Annotated in this window: 16 protein-coding genes; 2 read left to right on the forward strand and 14 right to left on the reverse strand. The window is 58.5% G+C overall.

Features of this window, described 5'->3' with window-relative positions; translation table 11 throughout:
* Positions 1–48: 48 nt before the first annotated feature.
* From nuoN to lrhA, 14 genes are all read right to left on the reverse strand, one after another.
* On the reverse strand, positions 49–1,506 hold the full coding sequence (gene nuoN, locus EDY99_RS13870; protein WP_033635324.1) for an NADH-quinone oxidoreductase subunit NuoN: 1,458 nt from the start codon (positions 1,504–1,506) through the stop codon (positions 49–51).
* A 6-nt stretch (positions 1,507–1,512) separates the two neighbouring features.
* On the reverse strand, positions 1,513–3,042 hold the full coding sequence (nuoM, locus tag EDY99_RS13875; protein WP_123061851.1) for an NADH-quinone oxidoreductase subunit M: 1,530 nt from the start codon (positions 3,040–3,042) through the stop codon (positions 1,513–1,515).
* Positions 3,043–3,137: 95 nt separating this feature from the next.
* Positions 3,138–4,985: an NADH-quinone oxidoreductase subunit L gene (gene nuoL, locus EDY99_RS13880; protein WP_015378577.1), complete on the reverse strand. Its 1,848-nt coding sequence runs from the start codon at positions 4,983–4,985 to the stop codon at positions 3,138–3,140.
* The gene (gene nuoK / locus EDY99_RS13885) at positions 4,982–5,284 is read right to left on the reverse strand and encodes an NADH-quinone oxidoreductase subunit NuoK (protein WP_004936014.1); all 303 of its coding nucleotides are present in this window, start codon (positions 5,282–5,284) and stop codon (positions 4,982–4,984) included. The genes nuoL and nuoK overlap by 4 nt, the downstream gene beginning before the upstream one ends.
* Positions 5,281–5,838: an NADH-quinone oxidoreductase subunit J gene (gene nuoJ / locus EDY99_RS13890; RefSeq protein WP_019453717.1), complete on the reverse strand. Its 558-nt coding sequence runs from the start codon at positions 5,836–5,838 to the stop codon at positions 5,281–5,283. Before nuoJ ends, nuoK begins: the two co-directional genes overlap by 4 nt.
* A gap of 13 nt (positions 5,839–5,851) precedes the next feature.
* Entirely contained in the window at positions 5,852–6,394 is a 543-nt protein-coding gene (nuoI, locus tag EDY99_RS13895) for an NADH-quinone oxidoreductase subunit NuoI (protein WP_025160170.1), read from the reverse strand.
* A gap of 14 nt (positions 6,395–6,408) precedes the next feature.
* Entirely contained in the window at positions 6,409–7,386 is a 978-nt protein-coding gene (gene nuoH / locus EDY99_RS13900) for an NADH-quinone oxidoreductase subunit NuoH (RefSeq protein WP_033643858.1), read from the reverse strand.
* Entirely contained in the window at positions 7,383–10,121 is a 2,739-nt protein-coding gene (nuoG, locus tag EDY99_RS13905; RefSeq protein ID WP_123062179.1) for an NADH-quinone oxidoreductase subunit NuoG, read from the reverse strand. Before nuoG ends, nuoH begins: the two co-directional genes overlap by 4 nt.
* A 76-nt stretch (positions 10,122–10,197) precedes the next feature.
* Positions 10,198–11,544 (reverse strand): NADH-quinone oxidoreductase subunit NuoF, encoded by a 1,347-nt coding sequence (nuoF, locus tag EDY99_RS13910; RefSeq protein ID WP_015378579.1) that lies wholly within the window; start codon positions 11,542–11,544, stop codon positions 10,198–10,200.
* Positions 11,541–12,092 carry an NADH-quinone oxidoreductase subunit NuoE gene (gene nuoE / locus EDY99_RS13915; RefSeq protein WP_046687546.1) on the reverse strand — a complete coding sequence of 184 codons (552 nt, stop codon included), beginning with the start codon at positions 12,090–12,092 and terminating at the stop codon, positions 11,541–11,543. Before nuoE ends, nuoF begins: the two co-directional genes overlap by 4 nt.
* Before the next feature lie 2 nt (positions 12,093–12,094).
* Positions 12,095–13,891, reverse strand: a complete 1,797-nt coding sequence (gene nuoC / locus EDY99_RS13920) for an NADH-quinone oxidoreductase subunit C/D (RefSeq protein WP_033651942.1) — start codon at positions 13,889–13,891, stop codon at positions 12,095–12,097.
* Positions 13,892–13,987: 96 nt separating this feature from the next.
* Entirely contained in the window at positions 13,988–14,662 is a 675-nt protein-coding gene (locus EDY99_RS13925; RefSeq protein WP_004936039.1) for an NADH-quinone oxidoreductase subunit B family protein, read from the reverse strand.
* A 15-nt stretch (positions 14,663–14,677) separates the two neighbouring features.
* Positions 14,678–15,115 (reverse strand): NADH-quinone oxidoreductase subunit NuoA, encoded by a 438-nt coding sequence (gene nuoA, locus EDY99_RS13930; protein ID WP_004936040.1) that lies wholly within the window; start codon positions 15,113–15,115, stop codon positions 14,678–14,680.
* A gap of 724 nt (positions 15,116–15,839) precedes the next feature.
* Positions 15,840–16,784 carry a transcriptional regulator LrhA gene (gene lrhA, locus EDY99_RS13935; protein WP_033643860.1) on the reverse strand — a complete coding sequence of 315 codons (945 nt, stop codon included), beginning with the start codon at positions 16,782–16,784 and terminating at the stop codon, positions 15,840–15,842.
* 856 nt (positions 16,785–17,640) lie between these two features.
* Here lrhA and EDY99_RS13940 point away from each other — a divergent pair.
* Together EDY99_RS13940 and yfbR are read left to right on the forward strand one after the other, a co-directional pair.
* A complete protein-coding gene (locus EDY99_RS13940; RefSeq protein ID WP_019453720.1) occupies positions 17,641–18,855 on the forward strand; it encodes a pyridoxal phosphate-dependent aminotransferase in 1,215 nt (404 codons plus the stop codon).
* A gap of 107 nt (positions 18,856–18,962) precedes the next feature.
* Positions 18,963–19,562 carry a 5'-deoxynucleotidase gene (gene yfbR / locus EDY99_RS13945; RefSeq protein ID WP_015378582.1) on the forward strand — a complete coding sequence of 200 codons (600 nt, stop codon included), beginning with the start codon at positions 18,963–18,965 and terminating at the stop codon, positions 19,560–19,562.
* Positions 19,563–19,587 lie beyond the last annotated feature (25 nt).

The following is a 19,587-nucleotide window of genomic DNA, read 5'->3' on the forward strand; positions in this document are numbered from 1 at the left end:
CCATAAAAAAAGGCCGCCGAAGCGACCTTTTTACCGTCTGAAGCGTTATCAGAACGTCGGCTGAGCCATCTGCACCAGCGAAATCAGCGGCTGAGGATAAACCCCCAACAGCAGCACCAGCGCGGCTGAGATCAGCACCACGACGCCACCGGCGGTCAACGCCCAGTTGTTCGGGGTGTCGCGCTGCAGCGATTCCGGCGCGCTGAGGAACAGACTGACGGTCACGCGCAGGTAGTAATACAGGCCGATGGCGCTGCCTACCACGACTGCGCCGGTCAGCCACCACAGGTGCGCGCTGACGCCCATCGCGATCACGAAGAACTTACCGATAAAGCCCAGCGTCATCGGGATACCGGCCAGCGACAGCATCATCACCGTCATTACCGCGGACAAGATTGGCTTGTGCCAGAACAGACCACGGTAAGAGAACAGCGAATCCGCATCCGGGCCGCGGTATGGGCTGGACATCAGGCTGACCACGCCGAAGGCGCCCAGGCTGCTGAACAGGTAACCGGCCAGATAAACGCCGGCGGTTTCCAGCGACAGCTGATGGGTTTGCACCGCAATCAGCGCCACCAGCAGGTAGCCCAGATGAGCGATCGACGAGTAGCCCAGCAGACGCTTGATGTTGGTCTGGCTGATGGCCATCAGGTTACCGAACAAGATGGAGCAGAACGCGATGATCGACAATACCATGCGCAGCGCCTCGTTGTCGGCGGCCGGGGCATACAGGAACAGACGCATCACGACCGCAAAGATCGCGATCTTGCTGGCGGTCGCCAGGAAGGTCGAGACCGGCGCAGGCGCGCCCTGATAAACGTCCGGCGTCCACAGTTGGAACGGCACCAGCGACAGCTTGAAGCCCAGACCGACGATCATCATGCCCATGCCGGCCAGGATCAGCGGCTGGTGCATCATGTTTTCCTGCAGGCTCTTGCCGAGGCCGGCCAGCGACAGATCGCCGGATTCGGCGTACAGCAGCGCCATGCCGAACAGCAGGAACGACGACGCGGCGGCGGACAGCAGCATGTACTTGATGGCGGCTTCCAGCGGGCGCTTCTGGCGGTAGGCGTAGCCCACCAGGCCGAACAGCGGCAGCGAGATCAGCTCGATACCGATGAACAGCGAAGCCAGATGGTTGGCGCTCGCCAGCAGGATGCCGCCCATGGCGGCGATCAGCACCAGCAGGTAGAACTCTTCGCGGTTATCCGGATAGCCGACCAGCCACGGATACGCGAAGGTGCAGGTCGCCAGACTCGCCAGCAGCACCAGCCCGGTGTAGAACATCGAGTAGCCGTCAACCCGCAGCAGCGGGGTGACGTCCATTGGGCCTGCCTGGCCGACAAAGTACAGCGAAAGCAGCGCCAGGTTGAGACCGATCACGGTCAGGGTGGCGTTGATAAAGTGGTCGCGTCGCCACGCAATGCCTAGCATCACAACCACCACCGTCAATCCGACGATCAACAGCGGCAGCAGTGCGATCAGTTGTTGAGGAGTTATTGTCATGGCGAATTACGGCCTTGTTGTTGAAATTGCTGAAACTGACGAACCAAACCAGTGTTGCACGTTGCTCATCGCCGCGTTGGAAGTATCCAGAATCGGCTGCGGGTAAACCCCCAGCAGAACCAGCAACACCACCAGCAGCAGAATGATGAACAGTTCGCGCGCGGTCATGCCCTGCAGCGGCTGGTCGGATTTAGGCGCACCGTAGTAAGCGCGCTGCATCATGATCAGCGAGTAAACCGAAGCGAACACCAGACCGAAGGTGGAGATCACGGTGATCACCGGCACCACCTGGTAGCTGCCGAACAGAATCATGAATTCGCCGACGAAGTTACCGGTACCCGGCATCCCCAGCGTAGCCACGGCGAAGAACAGCGACAGCGCAGGGATGAACTTGATACGCCCCCACAGGCCGCCCATCTGGCGCATGTCGCGCGTATGCAGACGTTCATACAGCTGGCCGCAGATGATAAACATACCGGCGGCGGACAGACCGTGCGCGATCATCTGGATCACGGCGCCCTGGTAAGCCAGCTGGCTGCCGGTGTAGATGGCGATCAGCACGAAGCCCATGTGCGATACCGAGGTGTAGGCGATAAGACGCTTGATGTCGGTCTGCGCGAACGCCATCCAGGCGCCGTAGAAGATGCCGACCACGCCCAGCCACATGGCGATTGGCGCAAACTCGTGCGAAGCCTCAGGGAACAGCGGCAGGCTGAAACGCAACAGGCCATAGGCCGCGGTTTTCAGCAAGATGCCCGCCAGGTCGACGGAACCTGCGGTCGGCGCCTGGCTGTGCGCGTCCGGCAACCAGCCGTGCAGCGGCACCACCGGCATTTTCACCGCGAAGGCGATGAAGAAGCCCAGCATCAGCAGATATTGCACGTTGTGGGACATCGGCGTTTGCAGCAGGTCTTCGTAATCGAAGGTCCACACGCCGGTGGCGTTGTAGTGCACGAACACCAGGCCCAGGATCGCAATCAGCATCACCAGACCGCTGGCCTGGGTGTAGATGAAGAACTTGGTCGCCGCGGTGATGCGGGTTTTACCGTCCGACGCCTTGTGGCCCCACAGCGCGATCAGGAAGTACATCGGCACCAACATCATTTCCCAGAAGAAGAAGAACAGGAACATGTCGATGGCGAGGAACACGCCGATAACGCCGCCCAGGATCCACAGCAGGTTGAGGTGGAAGAAGCCCTGATATTTCTGGATTTCACTCCAGGAACAGAGGATCGCCAGCACGCCCAGCAGACCGGTCAACACCACCATCAGCAGCGACAGACCGTCCAGCGCCAGGTGGATGGAGATGCCGAAGCGCGGGATCCACGGCAGCAGGAATTCGCTCTGCCACTGCGGAATGCCTTTCGGCGTGGTCAATGTATAGCCGCCCTGCATCCACAGCTGCAGAGAGAGCGCCAACGTCAGCCCCATTGCGATCAGCGCTATCCAGCGCGGCACCTTAGTACCGAAGCGCTCAAGCTGCCAGCACAGCAGACCGCCGATAAAGGGGATAAGAATTAGCCAAGGTAATAGCATGGCGTTTTGTGTCCCTTATACGAATAATTTCAAACTTTGTACGTAGCGCCTGCCCGGCGCTACGCCCGAAAAATGCGTCTGTTTAAATTATTCAATTAAACCAAAATCAACAGAGCCAATACGACCACTGCACCCACACCCATAGACGCTATATACCAACGCACCTGGCCGTTCTCGCTCACCGTCAGACCGCGGTTCCCCCAGCGGGAGAAGACGGCCGGCAGGTTCATCAGCGAGTTCAGCGGATCGCGCTGCAGCAGCTTCGCAATGCCCAGGTACGGCTTGACGAACACTTTGTCATACAACCAGTCGAAGCCCCAGGCATGGAACCACCAGGTCGAGAAGAAACGACCCGGCGCGCTGTTGGCGATGCTGTTGACCAGGCTGCGTTTGCCCAGCCACAGCGCGGCCGCCAGCAGAATGCCGACGATAGCCACCACGCCGGAGGTGATTTCCAGCGTCAGCACGCTGCCGTGCGCCAGTTCGGTCGTCTCCGGCAGCACGCCCTGCAACGGCGGCACGATCATCGCGCCGACGAAGGTGGACAGCACCAGCAGAACCAGCAGCGGCAGGTGGTGAGTGATGCCTTTACCGGCATGCGCTTTGATTTTCTCTTCGCCATGGAACACGATGAAAATCATTCGGAAGGTGTACAGCGAGGTCATGAACGCACCGACCAGGCCGGCAACCATCAGGTTGATGTGGCCGTTAGCCATCGCGCCCGCCAGGATCTCGTCCTTACTGAAGAAGCCGGCCGTGACCAGCGGCAACGCGGACAGCGCCGCGCCACCCACCAGGAAGCAGACGTACACCAGCGGGATGCTCTTGCGCAGACCGCCCATCTTGAAGATGTTTTGCTCGTGGTGGCAAGCCAGGATCACCGAACCGGACGACAGGAACAGCAGCGCCTTGAAGAACGCGTGGGTCATCAAGTGGAAGATCGCCGCGTCCCATGCCTGCACGCCCAGCGCCAGGAACATGTAACCGATCTGGCTCATGGTGGAGTAAGCGAGCACGCGCTTGATGTCGGTCTGCACCAGCGCGGCGAAGCCGGCCAGCAGCAGAGTGACCGCACCGACGATGCCCACCAGGTGCAGCACTTCCGGCGCCATCAGGAACAGGCCGTGCGTGCGGGCGATCAGATAGACGCCCGCGGTCACCATGGTCGCCGCGTGGATCAGTGCGGAAACCGGGGTTGGGCCCGCCATCGCGTCCGCCAACCAGGTTTGCAACGGCAGCTGCGCCGATTTACCGACCGCGCCGCCCAGCAGCATCAGGGTCGCCCAGGTGATGGCCGTATCGCCCACCGCCAGTTTCTGCGGCGCCAGGATCATCAGCTCGCGGATGTTCAGCGTGCCCAGCTCGTTGTAGAGGATGAACAGCGCGAACGCCAGGAACACGTCGCCCACGCGGGTGACGATAAAGGCTTTCATCGCCGCCGCGCCGTTGGCCGGATCTTTATAGTAGAAACCGATCAACAGGTAGCTGCACAGGCCCACGCCTTCCCAACCCAGATACATCAGCAGCAGGTTGTCCGCCAGCACCAATACCACCATGCTGGCGATAAACAGGTTGGTGTAAGCGAAGAAGCGCGAATAGCCTTCTTCACCGCGCATGTACCAGGAAGCGAACATGTGGATGAAGAAGCCGACGCCGGTGACCACCGACAGCATGGTCAGCGACAGGCCGTCCAGCACCAGGGTCACGCCGATATTGAAGTTGCCGACGGCCATCCAGGTCCACAGGCTTTGCTCGAACAGCTGCACGCCGGCGGCTTTCTGGGCGAAGAAATCCATCGCCACATACACCGTGACCAGCGCAGCCAGGCCGATAGAACCCACGCCGACGGTGGCCGCCGTGTTTTCAGACCAACGACCGCGGGAAAATGCCAACAGCAGGAACCCGATCAGCGGTAGCAGAATTGTTAAATATAATAGGTTCATCCGCGCATCTCACTGACAGTATCAATATTCAGGGTATGACGACGACGGTAGAGCTGCAGCAGCAGCGCCAGGCCGATACTGGCCTCGGCTGCCGCCAGGCTGATCGCCAGGATGTACATCACCTGTCCGTCCGCCTGGCCCCAGTAGCTTCCCGCCACGATAAACGCCAACGCCGCAGCGTTGATCATCACTTCCAGGCTGATCAGCATAAACAGCAGGTTGCGGCGCACCAGCAACCCGGTCAGCCCGAGCACAAACAGGATAGCCGCCAGGATCAGGCCATGTTGAAGAGGGATCATGCTTGCTCCTCCGATTTTCTTCTCGCCATTTCGCCACTCGCCGGCGCGTTGCTCAGCACCTCGCCAGGCTTGTGCTCGCGGCCGATATGGAAGGCGACAACCAGACCCGCCAACAGCAGCATTGAAGCCAGCTCAACCGCCAGTACGTAAGGCCCGAACAGGCTGATGCCCACCGCCTTCGCGTCGACCATCTCACCGCTGATACCCTGATCGGATACGCTGCGGATCGCGACGATCAATACCACCAGCAGCGCCAGCGACAGCAGGCCAGGCCCGATCCACACCGTCGGCTTCATCCAGTCGCGCTCTTGCTGCTGCACGTTGCCGAGGTTCAGCATCATCACCACGAACACGAACAGCACCATGATGGCGCCCGCATAAACGATGATTTCCAACGCGGCGGCAAAGTAGGCGCCGAGAGAGAAGAAGACTGCCGAGATCGCCAATAACGAGACGATCAGATACAGCAGCGCATGCACAGGGTTGGTATGGGTGATCACGCGAATCGTCGCGGCCACCGCAATCAAACCTGCCAGATAAAATGCAATTTCCATGCTTGCTGGCTCCTTAGGGCAACAGACCTTTGACGTCGATCGGTTTGGCTTCGTTTTCGGCTTCGCCTTTGGCTTTGCCGTCAATCGCCATACCGGCCATCCGGTAGAAGTTATATTCCGGATATTTACCCGGCCCCGAGATCAACAGATCTTCTTTTTCGTACACCAGATCCTGACGCTTGTACTCACCCAGTTCGAAATCCGGCGTCAGCTGGATAGCGGTAGTCGGGCAAGCCTCTTCGCACAGGCCACAGAAGATGCAGCGCGAGAAGTTGATGCGGAAGAACTCCGGATACCAACGGCCGTCTTTCTGTTCCGCTTTTTGCAGCGAGATACAGCCGACCGGGCAGGCAACCGCACACAGGTTACAGGCGACGCAGCGCTCTTCGCCGTCCGGATCGCGCGTCAGCACGATGCGGCCGCGGTAGCGCGGCGGCAGGTAAACCGGTTCTTCCGGGTACATCTGGGTTTCACGCTTGGCGAAGGCATGCATGCCAATCATCCAAATGCTGCGCACCTGGGTGCCGAAACCAACCACTAACTCTTTCAATGTCATGGTTTATTCACCCCTTATTGAGCGTTGTACAAAATGACCGCGGCGGTTGCCAGCAGATTCAGCAGCGTCAGCGGCAGGCACACTTTCCAGCCGAAAGACATCACCTGGTCATAACGCGGACGCGGCAGCGCGGCGCGGATCAGGATGAACATCATCATGAAGAAGGCCGTTTTCAACGCGAACCAGATGAATGGCGGCAGGAACGGACCCTGCCAGCCGCCGAAGAACAACGTCACAATCAGGGCGGACACGGTGACGATACCGATGTATTCCCCCACGAAGAACAGACCGAACTTCATGCCGGAATATTCGATGTGGTAACCGTCAGCCAGTTCCTGTTCGGCTTCCGGCTGGTCAAACGGGTGACGGTGACACACCGCCACGCCGGCGATCGCGAAGGTCACGAAGCCGAAGAACTGCGGAATGACGTTCCAGACGTGCGCCTGCGATTCAACGATAGCCTGCATGTTGAACGAACCCGCCTGCATCACCACGCCCATCAGCGACAGGCCAATGAACACTTCGTAGCTCAGGGTTTGCGCGGAGGCACGCATCGCGCCCAACAGCGAGTATTTGTTGTTGCTCGACCAGCCGGCGAACAGCACGGCGTACACTGCCAGGCCGGCCATCATCAGGAAGAACAGAATACCGATGTTGAGATCGGACACCGCCCAGGTCGGGCTGACCGGTACGATGGCAAATGCCAGCAACAGGGAAGTAAAGGCGATCATCGGCGCCAGGGTGAAGATCACCCGGTCGGAGAATCTCGGCACCCAGTCTTCCTTGAAGAACATTTTGATCATGTCGGCGACCAGCTGCAGCGAGCCGCCCCAGCCTACGCGGTTCGGTCCGTAACGGTTCTGGAACAGGCCGAGCAGGCGGCGTTCGCCGAAGCTCATGAACGCCCCGCACGCCACGACCACCAACAGGATCACGACCGCTTTAAGAACGGCGATCAGAATGTCGATCACCTCAGGGGTAAACCAGCTCATCGTGCCGCCTCCCGCAGATTGTCTACCTTAGCACCCACCAAGATCGGCGGGATCCCTGGCAAGCCGAGCGGCAAACCAACCTGGCCCTGGGTCAGGGTTTCACTCAGACGCACCGGCAGACGCAAGGTCTGGCCCGCACAGCTGAACTCCACCAGGCTGCCCGCGTTGACGCCAAGCGTCGCCGCGTCGGCCGGGTTGACCATCACGTAGGCTTCCGGCATGCGCTGCTGGATCACGTGAGAGCGCTGCGACATTTCATCGCTGCCGAACAGGTGGTAGTAAGGCGCGACACGCCAACCGTCGTTCGGATTGAAGGCGGCTGGCACGCGGTCGAAGTAACCGAGGCTGCCCTCCCCTGCTTCGATCAGGCGCACGCCCGGATCGCCGTGGCGCAGTTTGCCGCCCACTTCGGCCTGGAACTTGTTCCATGCCTGCGGTGAGTTCCAGCCTGGCGCCCAGGCGAACGGGATCTGCTGACGATCGGCCAGCGGGCTGTTGTTCCCTTCCATCGAGAAGGCGAACATGGTGTCTTTATCCTGCGGCTGACGCGGCTCGTGCACGCTGATGTTGGCGCGCATGGCGGTACGGCCGCTGGAACGGTGCGGCGAACGCGCCAGCTTCTGACCGCGAATGCGGAAAGTCGCGTCCGGCGCGGCATCGACGATGCCCTGCAGCTGCGGCAACGCGGCGACGCAAGCGGCGATCACGTCATCGAGCTGAGTCCAGTCCACATGGCGGCTGGTGTAGGTGGAGTGCAGCGAGTGCATCCAGCGCCAGCTTTCCAGCATCACGGTGAACTGATTCTTCTTGGCGTCGTCGTAGTAAGCCGGATCGTATACCTGGAAGAAGCGCTGCGCGCGGCCTTCCTGGTTGATCAGCGTACCGTCGCTCTCGGCAAAGCTGGCCGAGGAGAGGATCAGATTGGCTTTGTCCATGATCGCGGTGCGCTGGTGATCGGCGACGATCAGGTTGCTGACCTTGGCCAACGCCGCGTCCACCTGCGCCGCCGGCGCATGGCGATAGAGATCGTTTTCCATCACGATGGCGGTATCGGCTGCGCCGCTCGCCAGCTGTTCCAGCGCCTGATCGAGCGAACCGCCGCCGATCATCGCCAGGCCCATGCTGTTGGCGGCGCCCGCCACGAAGGTGATGCCGACGTCGGAACCGCGGCCCTTCAACGCTTTGGCGATGTTGGCCGCCGCTTCGATGATGGCTTCGCTGCCGGCGTTGCTGCCGGTAATGATCAGCGGTTTGCGTGCGCCGGTCAGCGCCTGCACGATGATGTCGACTTTCTTGTTCATGCCTTCGGCCAGATCGTTCACCGCCGGCGCCGCGCTATCCAGCGCGTGCGCGATGGCGAAGCCGAAGCGCGCCTGCTCGTCAACCGGCGCGCGGTAGTTCCAGGCGGCGATGTCGTCCAGGCGGGTATTGTCGACGTTGGTGGTGAACAGCGGGTACTTGGCGTGCTGGCCGATGTTCTGCACCGCCGCGATCTGCCAGTCGGCAACGCGCTGCGCCGCCGCCATCGCGCGGGCTTTACCCTTGACGGCCTGACGCACGGACAGCGCGATGCGCGCGCCGGTTTGCGTCAGGTCTTCGCCCAGCACCAGCACCGCGTCGTAATCTTCGATCTCACGCAGCGCCGGCGTATGAACGCCGCCGTTCTTCAGCACGTTCAGCATCAGCGCCAGGCGTGATTGCTCCGCCTGAGCGATACCGGTGTAGTAGTTCTCGGCGCCGACCAGCTCGCGCAGTGCGAAGTTGCTTTCCAGGCTGGCGCGCGGGGAGCCGATGCCGATGGTTTTCTTCGCCTGACGCAGGATGTCCGCCGCGCCCTGCATCGCCTGCTCGGCGTTCAGGGTGATCCAGTCGTCGCCGCGCAGCTGCTGCGGTTGACGCGGACGATCTTTCTGGTTGACGTAGCCGTAACCGAAACGGCCGCGGTCGCACAGGAAGTAGTGGTTCACGCTGCCGTTGTAACGGTTTTCGATACGGCGCAGCTCGCCATAGCGCTCGCCCGGGCTGGTGTTACAGCCGATGCTGCACTGCTGGCAAATGCTCGGCGCGAACTGCATGTCCCATTTACGGTTGTAGCGTTCGGAATGCGTTTTGTCGGTGAAGACGCCGGTCGGACACACTTCCACCAGGTTGCCGGAGAACTCGCTTTCCAGCGTGCCGCTTTCCGGGCGACCGAAGTAGACGTTGTCGTGCGCGCCGTACACGCCGAAGTCGGTGCCGTCCGCATAGTCTTTGTAGTAACGCACGCAGCGATAGCAGGCGATGCAGCGGTTCATCTCGTGCGAGATAAACGGCCCCAGCTCCTGGTTGTTGTGGGTGCGCTTGGTGAAGCGGTAGCGACGGAAGCTGTGGCCGGTCATTACCGTCATATCCTGCAGGTGACAGTTACCGCCTTCCTCACAGACCGGGCAATCGTGCGGGTGGTTGGTCATCAACCACTCGACCACGCTTTCACGGAACTGCTTCGCTTCGCCGTCATCGATGGAGATGAAGGTGCCATCGGATGCCGGGGTCATACAGGACATCACCAAACGGCCGCGCGTATCTTCCGCGTTTTGGTATTGCTTTACCGCACATTGGCGGCAAGCGCCGACGCTTCCCAGCGCCGGATGCCAGCAAAAGTAAGGAATATCAAGGCCGAGGGAGAGACAAGCCTGCAGCAGGTTGTCCGCTCCGTCTACCTCATACTCTTTGCCGTCTACATGAATCGTAGCCATAGTCAGCATGCTTCCAAGTGGCCTGCCTTGCGGCAGGCGTTAATCAAAAATTCTGGCCGTGTTCGGGCGAGTCGGCTTACCAGCGTTGCTTCAGCAGATTGTTCGGCTGAATGCCGCCAATCGCATGCGCGTTGCCGAAGTGCTGCACGGCGATACCCGCCTCGAACTCTTCACGGAAATATTTAATCGCGCTTTGCAGTGGCTCTACGGCACCTGGCGCGTGGGCGCAGAAGGTTTTGCCCGGGCCGAGGGAACGGCACAGCTGTTCGAGGGTTTCGATATCCCCCGGCTGCCCTTCGCCGTTTTCCAACGCACGCAGGATCTTCACGCTCCACGGCAGGCCGTCGCGGCATGGCGTACACCAGCCGCAGGACTCGCGGGCAAAGAACTCTTCCAGGTTGCGCACCAGCGGCACCATGCCGATCTCGTGGTCTACCGCCATCGCCAACGCGGTGCCGAGACGGCTGCCGGCTTTGCCGATCGCGCCGTATTCCATCGGCAGATCGAGGTGATCGGCGGTCAGGAAGTCGGTGCCCGCGCCGCCCGGCTGCCAGGCTTTGAAACGCAGACCGTCGCGCATGCCGCCGGCGTAGTCTTCCAGGATCTCGCGCGCGGTGGTGCCGAACGGCAGCTCCCAGACGCCCGGATTTTTCACCCGGCCGGAGAAGCCCATCAGCTTGGTGCCTTTGTCTTCACTGCCGGAGATGCCGGTGTACCACTCCACGCCGTTCGCCAAAATGGCCGGCACGTTGCACAGCGTTTCGACGTTGTTGACGCAGGTCGGCTTGCCCCAGACGCCGGCGCTGGCCGGGAATGGCGGCTTGGAACGCGGGTTGGCGCGGCGGCCTTCCAGCGAGTTGATCAGCGCGGTTTCTTCGCCGCAGATGTAACGGCCGGCGCCGGTGTGCACGATCAGCTCGAAATCAAACCCGGTGCCGAGAATGTTCTTGCCCAGATAGCCGGCTTCGGTGGCTTCCGCGATGGCGCGACGCAGGTGCGCCGCCGCTTCGATGTACTCGCCGCGCAGGAAGATGTACCCGCGATAGGCTTTCAGCGCGAACGCGGAGATCAGCATGCCTTCCACCAGCAGGTGCGGCAGCTGCTCCATCAGCAGGCGGTCTTTATAGGTGCCCGGCTCCATCTCATCGGCGTTACACAGCAGGTAACGGATGTTCATGGATTCGTCCTTCGGCATCAGGCTCCACTTCAAACCGGTGGAGAAGCCCGCGCCGCCGCGGCCCTTCAGCCCGGAATCTTTCACCAGGCCGACGATCTCGTCCGGGGCCAGGCCTTTGAGGGCCTTCTCTGCGCCGGCATAGCCGTTTTTGCTGCGGTATTCGTCCAGCCACAGCGGCTGCTTGTCATCGCGCAGACGCCAGGTCAGCGGATGCGTTTCGGGAGTGCGTACAATGTGCTTGGTCATTGATACTGCTCCAGTAGCGTCTCGATATCTTCAGGCTTCAGCTGACTGTGCGTGTCGTCATCAATCATCATGGTCGGCCCTTTATCGCAGTTGCCCAGACAGCAGGTCGGCAGCAGCGTGAAGCGGCCATCAAAGGTGGTTTGACCCGGTTTGATGTTCAGCTTCTTCTCGATAGCGGCCTGAATGCCCTGGTAACCGGTGATGTGACAAACAACGCTGTCACAATAACGGATCACGTGACGTCCTACTGGCTGACGGAAAATCTGGCTGTAGAACGTGGCCACGCCTTCTACGTCGCTGGCGGGGATGCCCAGCACTTCCGCGATGGCGTAAATCGCACCGTCCGGAACCCAGCCGCGCTGCTTCTGCACAATTTTCAGTGCTTCGATGGAAGCGGCGCGCGGATCCTCGTAATGGTGCTTTTCGTGCTCGATCGCATCACGTTCTTGCGCGCTCAGTACAAATGCATCAACGCCGCTCTGAGGAGCGGCTGCATTGATGGGCTCGAGCGCATCGTTGACTGCGTGATTGTCTTTTTGAGAGTCCATAGTTAGCGGTCCACATCTGACATTACAAAATCGATACTACCCAGATAGACGATCAGGTCGGAAACCAGGCTGCCTCGGATGACCGATGGGATCTGCTGCAGGTGCGCAAAGCTCGGCGTACGTACCCGGGTGCGGTAGCTCATGGTGCTGCCGTCGCTGGTCAGGTAGTAGCTGTTGATCCCTTTGGTGGCTTCAATCATCTGGAATGATTCGTTGGCTGGCATCACCGGGCCCCAGGAAACCTGCAGGAAGTGGGTGATCAGCGTTTCAATGTGCTGCAGCGTGCGCTCTTTCGGCGGCGGCGTGGTCAGCGGGTGATCGGCCTTGAACGGGCCTTCCGGCATATTGTTCAGGCACTGTTCGAGGATGCGCAGGCTCTGGCGCAGCTCTTCCACCTTCAGCATCACGCGGGTGTAGCAGTCGCTGTTGCCGTCGCCGACCGGCACTTCGAAGTCGAAGTTCTCGTAGCCGGAGTACGGGCGCCATTTACGCACGTCGAACTCGACGCCGGTGGCGCGCAGACCGGCACCGGTCACGCCCCATTCCAGCGCTTCTTTGGCGTTGTAAGACGCGACGCCGATGGAACGGCCTTTCAGAATGCTGTTCTTCAGCGCCGCTTTCACGTAGGAATCCAGACGCTTCGGCATCCATTCGAGGAATTCACGCAGCAGGCGATCCCAGCCGCGCGGCAGATCGTGCGCGACGCCGCCGATACGGAACCAGGCCGGGTGCATACGGAAGCCGGTGATCGCTTCCACCAGATCGTAGATCTTCTGGCGGTCGGTAAAGGCGAAGAACACCGGGGTCATCGCGCCGACGTCCTGAATGAAGGTGGAGATGTACAGCAGGTGGCTGTTGATGCGGAACAGTTCGGACAGCATCACGCGAATGGTGTCAACGCGCTCCGGCACCTTGATGCCGGCCAGCTTTTCAACCGCCAGCACGTAAGGCATTTCGTTCACGCAGCCGCCGAGGTATTCGATGCGGTCGGTGTACGGAATGTAGCTGTGCCAGGATTGACGCTCGCCCATCTTCTCGGCGCCGCGGTGGTGATAACCGATATCCGGCACGCAGTCGACGATCTCTTCGCCGTCCAGCTGCAGAATGATGCGGAACGCACCGTGCGCAGACGGGTGGTTCGGGCCGAGGTTGAGGAACATGAAGTCTTCGTTCTCGGTGCCGCGCTTCATGCCCCAGTCTTCCGGCTTGAAGGTCAGCGCTTCCATCTCCAGATCTTCTTTCTGCTTGGTCAACACGAAAGGATCGAATTCGGTGGCGCGCGCCGGGTAGTCCTTGCGCAGCGGGTGCCCTTCCCAGGTCTGCGGCATCATGATGCGCGACAGGTGCGGGTGGCCGTCGAAGGTGATGCCGAACATTTCCCAGGTCTCGCGCTCATACCAGTTGGCGTTTGGGAACACCTTGGTGGCCGTCGGCACGTGCAGGTCTTTTTCAGACAGCGCCACCTTCAGCATGATGTCGCGGTTGCGCTCGATGGAAATCAGATGGTAGAAAACGGAGAAATCCGCAGCGGGCAGGCCGTCGCGGTGGGTGCGAAGACGTTCGTCCACGCCATGCAGATCGAACAGCATGACGTACGGCTTCGGCTGTTTTCTCAGGAACGTCATTACTTCCAGTAACTGGTCAGGTTTAACCCATACCACGGGCATGCCGGTGCGGGTGGCCTGAACAGTAAAGGCTTCCGGCCCAAAACGGTTGCGCAGTTCGCCGATCACCGGGTCGTCAAGGTGATCTCGGGTCTGCCAGGCAGGCAAGGCGTCGTGCGTCGTCAAATCTGTCATAATTTTTTTTCACCACACTAAAGGGTTATTCGCCGCAAGTTTCACTTTTCGCTGTGTTAACCAATAGCGCACTAAGATGGACGTTAAATGAACGTCTTAAATCTCGTCAGGCGTCCGGAGGTTGGTCACCGCGATGCGCTCGCCGTGTTTACGCTCTCTTTCAGACTGCATATTGGCGCGGTAAACGCCCTGATCGCCGACAACCCACGACAGTGGGCGACGTTCTTTGCCGATGGATTCCTGCAGCAGCATCAGCGCTTGCATGTAGGCTTCCGGACGCGGTGGGCAGCCGGGAATGTACACGTCGACCGGCAGGAACTTGTCCACGCCCTGCACCACGGAATAGATGTCGTACATGCCGCCGGAGTTGGCGCAAGCGCCCATCGAGATCACCCACTTGGGCTCCAGCATCTGCTCGTACAGACGTTGGATGACCGGGGCCATCTTGGTGAAGCAGGTGCCGGCCACCACCATCAGGTCAGCCTGACGCGGGGAGGCGCGCAACACTTCCGCACCGAAACGCGCCACGTCGTGAACGGCGGTAAACGACGTCACCATCTCCACGTAACAGCACGAAAGGCCGAAGTTATACGGCCAAATAGAGTTTTTACGCCCCCAGTTCACCATGTCATGCAGCGCATGCTCGAGTTTACCCATGTAAACCGTGCGGTGGACCTGTTGTTCCAGGGGATCGGCGACGATCTCCTGTTTTTGCAGGGGATAACGGTCGTTCTCACCGTTCGGGTCTATGCGGGTGAGCGTATAGTCCATCTTAATGCCTCGCTGTTACTGCGGATGACTGTTGGTGTTAGTGATCGTGCTCGGTTTGCTGCGGCGTTGGGAACGCGCCGGAGTCCAATCCAACGCGCCGATGCGCACCAGATAAACCAGACCGGCCAATAGCACCAAAATGAAAATGGCGGCTTCGATAAAGCCTACCCAGCCGCTCTCGCGAATCGAGACCGACCAGGCATACAGGTATAAGGCTTCAACGTCGAAAATAACGAAGAACATGGCCACCAGGTAGAACTTGGCGGACAAACGCATGCGCGCCGTGCCGACCGAGTCGATGCCTGATTCAAACGGGGTGTGTTTGGCGCGCGCCCGGGCTCTCCCGCCCAAGAAGAACGCGCCCAGCAGCATTAAGCCGCAGAGCCCGATAGCCACAACGAGAAATACGGCGAGCGCCCAGTGATGAGCGATAACTTCAGTGGTTGTTGACATACTCTATGCTTACTCATCAAAAGTGGCGTCGATCGCACTGCTCTTGTCACCGGCAGTTAGTGCGCCACATCGATTTAAGGGAAGGATAAATAACCACACAAACAAACTGCTTTTACAGCGAGTTAGGCAGCGTTTTTCTGTGGGCTTTTTACTCCTTTCTATAACCTTTTGTCAACTTTGACAAAAGTATCTACACACTAGTTTACATACGTATCATTTGATTAACATTTGATGCGCCAGGGACAGGCTAAATCGTGTCAGTTAATTTTTGTGTAGAAACAGATAGATATAAACCAACATGCACATTTCAGTTTTACTATACCATTGTCTCAGGAATTCCCTGTTCTTCCACTCACTACCTAGGGGTATTTTTTTGATCCAGGACACGTTTTCAGCATAAATCCTCAAAAAAAGTGTGGCCCTTTAACAATTTTCCTCAAATTGAGCCGCAAAAACGGCCGCTATAAGCTAACAAAATAACCCTGCTATTACCATGCCTTTAACCCATTCAATCTTATTGCTCAAAAAACGAACTTAGCGTATTAAACCCGGCCAAACTCTCTTTTCAGTAACGCTTAAAAGTTAACAAAACAGCAAACTCAATTTAAAAAACAAACCAAATACATATAAATACAATTTTAGGTAAAAAAAGGACAAAAAAAACCTCCGCCGAAGCAGAGGTTTTCATCAGATATCGCGCCGCAGCAGATATCGCGCCGCAGCGTTATTCTTCTTCGTCCACCAGGCTGGCGTCATCCTGATCGCTCTGGAGACCGCCTTCCGCGCCGTTGAAGCCATAGCCGTCATTGCCGCCCTGCATCGCGCTGAAGATGGCCATCGCCAGCTCGTTGCTGCACTGCGCGTTTTTGCACAGCGCATACTGGGTATCCGGCAACGGCGGCAAACCTTCCGCCGCGCCCAGCACCCGCAGGTCAGGGCTCATCATCTCGATCGGCCGCGCGGTCACGCCCAGGCCGGCCTTGCAAGCCGCCCGTACCGCGGACAGCGTGGAAGCGACGTAGGCGATGCGCCACGGGATGCCGGCTTCGTCCAACTGCTTGATCGCCAGCGAACGGAACGGGCTTGGCTCGTCCATCACCACCAGCGGGATCGGCTCGCCGGCCTGGTAATGGTAATCGGCGGCGCAGTACCACAACGTCGGCGACGTGCGCAGCACGATGTGCGGATGCCCTTCGGGATCGGCCGTGGTCACCGCCAGATCGATCTCGCCCTCTTCCAGCAGATCGACCATCGTCGTGCTGCGCTTCACGCGCACGTCAATAGCCAGCTTCGGATAGATGGCGGTTACGCGGTTCAGCAGGAAAGGCAGAATGGTATCGGCGGTGTCGTCGGAAGCGCCGATGGTCAGAACACCTTTAATATTGTTGTACATCAGAGAGGTACAGGCTTCATCGTTAAAGCGCAGGATTTTTCTGGCATAACCGAGAAGCTGAATACCATGCTCAGTCAGAAGTTTGTTGCGCCCATGGCGGGCAAACAGTTCTTTGCCGACCAGTTGCTCTAATCGCTGCATTTGTTGGCTGACGGCTGATTGAGTACGGCAAACGGCGACAGCCGCCGCTGCGAAAGTATTCAAATCAGCAACCGCAACAAAGGTTCTTAGCAGATCGAGGTCGAGATTAAGTATCGGACGATTTGCAGTTGTCATAGTGTATTCTTCACTTTTTTAAATTCTAATTTACGAACTACTACCCTGGTGTGTTTCTCAGACGCCGTTGAAAAAGGACGGAGCCTGTTATGACAGTACCCCACTCATAAGTGGAGGGCAAAAAAATTACTTATGATTCGTTACCTCTATCGCTTTTTGAAATGCGATCTATCGATACTGCTTATAGAACGCGGGGGACTAAATGCCGGCATACGGGGAAAACCCCCACCGGGCCTGAGATTTTACTCATTCATACTGCCTAATTTCCACTCCATTCGTGCTACTGATAACCCTTATCAACTGGCGTTCAGACTGCATTTACGAGCAAGAAATATAAATAATTAACGGCACCGACTTCGTATCACCACGCAATGAATTTAATAAATTCAATCAGTAAGATTTTTACTTTAAATAATATTCTCATAACCACATAAACAATGCTTAAGATAAAATATAAAGTAAAGCTTATGTAAATATGCCATTTTTCTTAGTGTGGTGTGTCATCTGACAACCCGCTATCAGACAACTCCGGTATTATCGTTCCTTTACAGTTACTGAAAACCATTCTCCCTTACGGCTTATCAGTTCTCCACGCCCAGGCGCTGACGCCAGCGCGTCGCGTTGAACGGCGCTCGATTTAACAGAACAAAACCCTAGTAAAATTATAGTTCATGAAATTATGAACCACAAAATAACTTTACCTTTGCTTATCATAACTAAAATCCCCCGTTACGACATGCATTTGCACCAAAGGCGTGCAAAACCCTTCAAAAGCAACTACGCCAGGAGTACATTGGGCGGGTTGCGGCGTCCCACGGTAGGAGCGCCCCTATCCCAGCAAAAGGCTCAACTTTTTATGTCCCCCATTGAGAAATCCAGCAAACTGGACAACGTCTGCTATGACATTCGCGGCCCGGTGCTTAAAGAAGCTAAACGTCTTGAAGAAGAAGGCAATAAAGTCCTGAAACTGAACATCGGCAACCCTGCCCCATTCGGCTTCGACGCCCCGGACGAAATCCTGGTCGACGTGATCCGCAATCTGCCCACGGCGCAAGGCTACTCCGATTCCAAAGGCCTCTTCTCGGCGCGTAAAGCGATCATGCAGCACTATCAGGCGCGCAACATGCGTGACGTGACCGTTGAGGATATCTATATTGGCAACGGCGTCTCCGAGCTGATCGTTCAGTCCATGCAGGCGCTGCTCAACAGCGGCGACGAAATGCTGGTGCCGGCGCCGGACTATCCGTTGTGGACCGCCGCAGTGTCGCTGTCCGGCGGCAAGGCCGTACATTACCTGTGCGATGAGCAGGCCGGCTGGTTCCCGGATCTGGACGACATCATCAGCAAGATCACCCCGCGCACCCGCGGCATCGTGATCATCAACCCGAACAACCCGACCGGTGCGGTCTACAGCAAAGCGCTGCTTGAGCAGATCGTCGAGATCGCCCGTCAACACAACCTGATCATCTTCGCCGACGAGATCTACGACAAGATCTTGTACGACGAAGCAGAGCACCACTCTATCGCCGCGCTGGCGCCGGATCTGCTGACCGTGACCTTCAACGGCCTGTCGAAGACCTACCGCGTGGCGGGTTTCCGCCAGGGCTGGATGGTGCTGAACGGGCCGAAAAAGCACGCCAAAGGCTATATCGAAGGGCTGGAGATGCTGGCTTCGATGCGCCTGTGCGCCAACGTGCCGATGCAGCACGCGATTCAGACCGCGCTGGGCGGTTATCAGAGCATCAGCGAATTCATTCAGCCCGGCGGCCGCCTGTACGAACAGCGCAACCGCACCTGGGAATTGCTCAACGACATCCCGGGCGTCTCTTGCGTGAAGCCGCAGGGCGCGTTGTACATGTTCCCGCGCATCGATGCCAAACGCTTCAACATCCATGACGACCAGAAGCTGGTGCTGGATCTGTTGCTGCAGGAAAAAGTGCTGCTGGTGCAGGGCTCCGCGTTCAACTGGCCTTACCCCGATCACGTGCGCATCGTCACCCTGCCGCGCGTAGACGAACTGGAAATGGCGGTCGGCAAGCTGGGCCGCTTCCTGGAAGGCTATCACCAATAATCATCAGGGGCGCAGCGCCTCGCTGCGCCCTTCCCTCACAGCCCGGTTGCAAAATTCGCCGACACTGCTTCACAATGGGGCCCTCACTTGCCGTTAAAGAGAGCACCATGAGTCAGAGCCATTTCTTCGCCCATCTGTCCCGCCTGAAACTGATCAACCGCTGGCCGCTGATGCGCAACGTGCGCACCGAGAACGTCTCCGAACACAGTCTGCAGGTGGCCTTTGTCGCCCACGCGTTGGCGGTGATCAAGAACCGCAAATTCAACGGCAACCTCAACGCCGACCGCGTTGCGCTGTTGGCGATGTACCATGACGCCAGCGAAGTGATCACCGGCGACATGCCGACGCCGATCAAATACTACAATCCGCAGATCGCCCATGAGTACAAGAAGATCGAAAAGATCGCCCAGCAAAAGCTGCTGGATATGATCCCGGCGGAGCTGCGCAACGATTTTCGCACCATTCTCGATGAGCATTATTACAGCGAAGATGAAAAGCAGGTGGTGAAGCAGGCTGACGCGCTGTGCGCCTACCTGAAATGCCTGGAAGAGCTGTCTGCCGGCAACAACGAATTCACCCTGGCCAAGGCGAGGCTGGATAAAACCCTGGAACAGCGCCGCAGCCCGGAGATGGACTACTTCATGGAAGTGTTCATTCCCAGCTTCAGCCTGTCGCTGGACGAAATCAGCCTCGACAGTTCGCTGTAACCCCGCCGGCGCAGCCTCGCTGCGC

Origin of the sequence: Serratia sp. LS-1 (assembly GCF_003719595.1) — a bacterium.
GTDB classification, from domain to species: Bacteria; Pseudomonadota; Gammaproteobacteria; order Enterobacterales; family Enterobacteriaceae; genus Serratia; species Serratia ureilytica.

Excerpts from the sequence above, each read along its gene's own strand:
- nuoN (WP_033635324.1), bottom strand. The coding sequence starts at position 1,506 with ATGACAATAACTCCTCAACAACTGATCGCACTGCTGCCGCTGTTGATC.
- nuoM (WP_123061851.1), bottom strand. The coding sequence starts at position 3,042 with ATGCTATTACCTTGGCTAATTCTTATCCCCTTTATCGGCGGTCTGCTG.
- nuoL (WP_015378577.1), bottom strand. The coding sequence starts at position 4,985 with ATGAACCTATTATATTTAACAATTCTGCTACCGCTGATCGGGTTCCTG.
- nuoK (WP_004936014.1), bottom strand. The coding sequence starts at position 5,284 with ATGATCCCTCTTCAACATGGCCTGATCCTGGCGGCTATCCTGTTTGTG.
- nuoJ (WP_019453717.1), bottom strand. The coding sequence starts at position 5,838 with ATGGAAATTGCATTTTATCTGGCAGGTTTGATTGCGGTGGCCGCGACG.
- nuoI (WP_025160170.1), bottom strand. The coding sequence starts at position 6,394 with ATGACATTGAAAGAGTTAGTGGTTGGTTTCGGCACCCAGGTGCGCAGC.
- nuoH (WP_033643858.1), bottom strand. The coding sequence starts at position 7,386 with ATGAGCTGGTTTACCCCTGAGGTGATCGACATTCTGATCGCCGTTCTT.
- nuoG (WP_123062179.1), bottom strand. The coding sequence starts at position 10,121 with ATGGCTACGATTCATGTAGACGGCAAAGAGTATGAGGTAGACGGAGCG.
- nuoF (WP_015378579.1), bottom strand. The coding sequence starts at position 11,544 with ATGACCAAGCACATTGTACGCACTCCCGAAACGCATCCGCTGACCTGG.
- nuoE (WP_046687546.1), bottom strand. The coding sequence starts at position 12,092 with ATGGACTCTCAAAAAGACAATCACGCAGTCAACGATGCGCTCGAGCCC.
- nuoC (WP_033651942.1), bottom strand. The coding sequence starts at position 13,891 with ATGACAGATTTGACGACGCACGACGCCTTGCCTGCCTGGCAGACCCGA.
- EDY99_RS13925 (WP_004936039.1), bottom strand. The coding sequence starts at position 14,662 with ATGGACTATACGCTCACCCGCATAGACCCGAACGGTGAGAACGACCGT.
- nuoA (WP_004936040.1), bottom strand. The coding sequence starts at position 15,115 with ATGTCAACAACCACTGAAGTTATCGCTCATCACTGGGCGCTCGCCGTA.
- lrhA (WP_033643860.1), bottom strand. The coding sequence starts at position 16,784 with ATGACAACTGCAAATCGTCCGATACTTAATCTCGACCTCGATCTGCTA.
- EDY99_RS13940 (WP_019453720.1), top strand. The coding sequence starts at position 17,641 with ATGTCCCCCATTGAGAAATCCAGCAAACTGGACAACGTCTGCTATGAC.
- yfbR (WP_015378582.1), top strand. The coding sequence starts at position 18,963 with ATGAGTCAGAGCCATTTCTTCGCCCATCTGTCCCGCCTGAAACTGATC.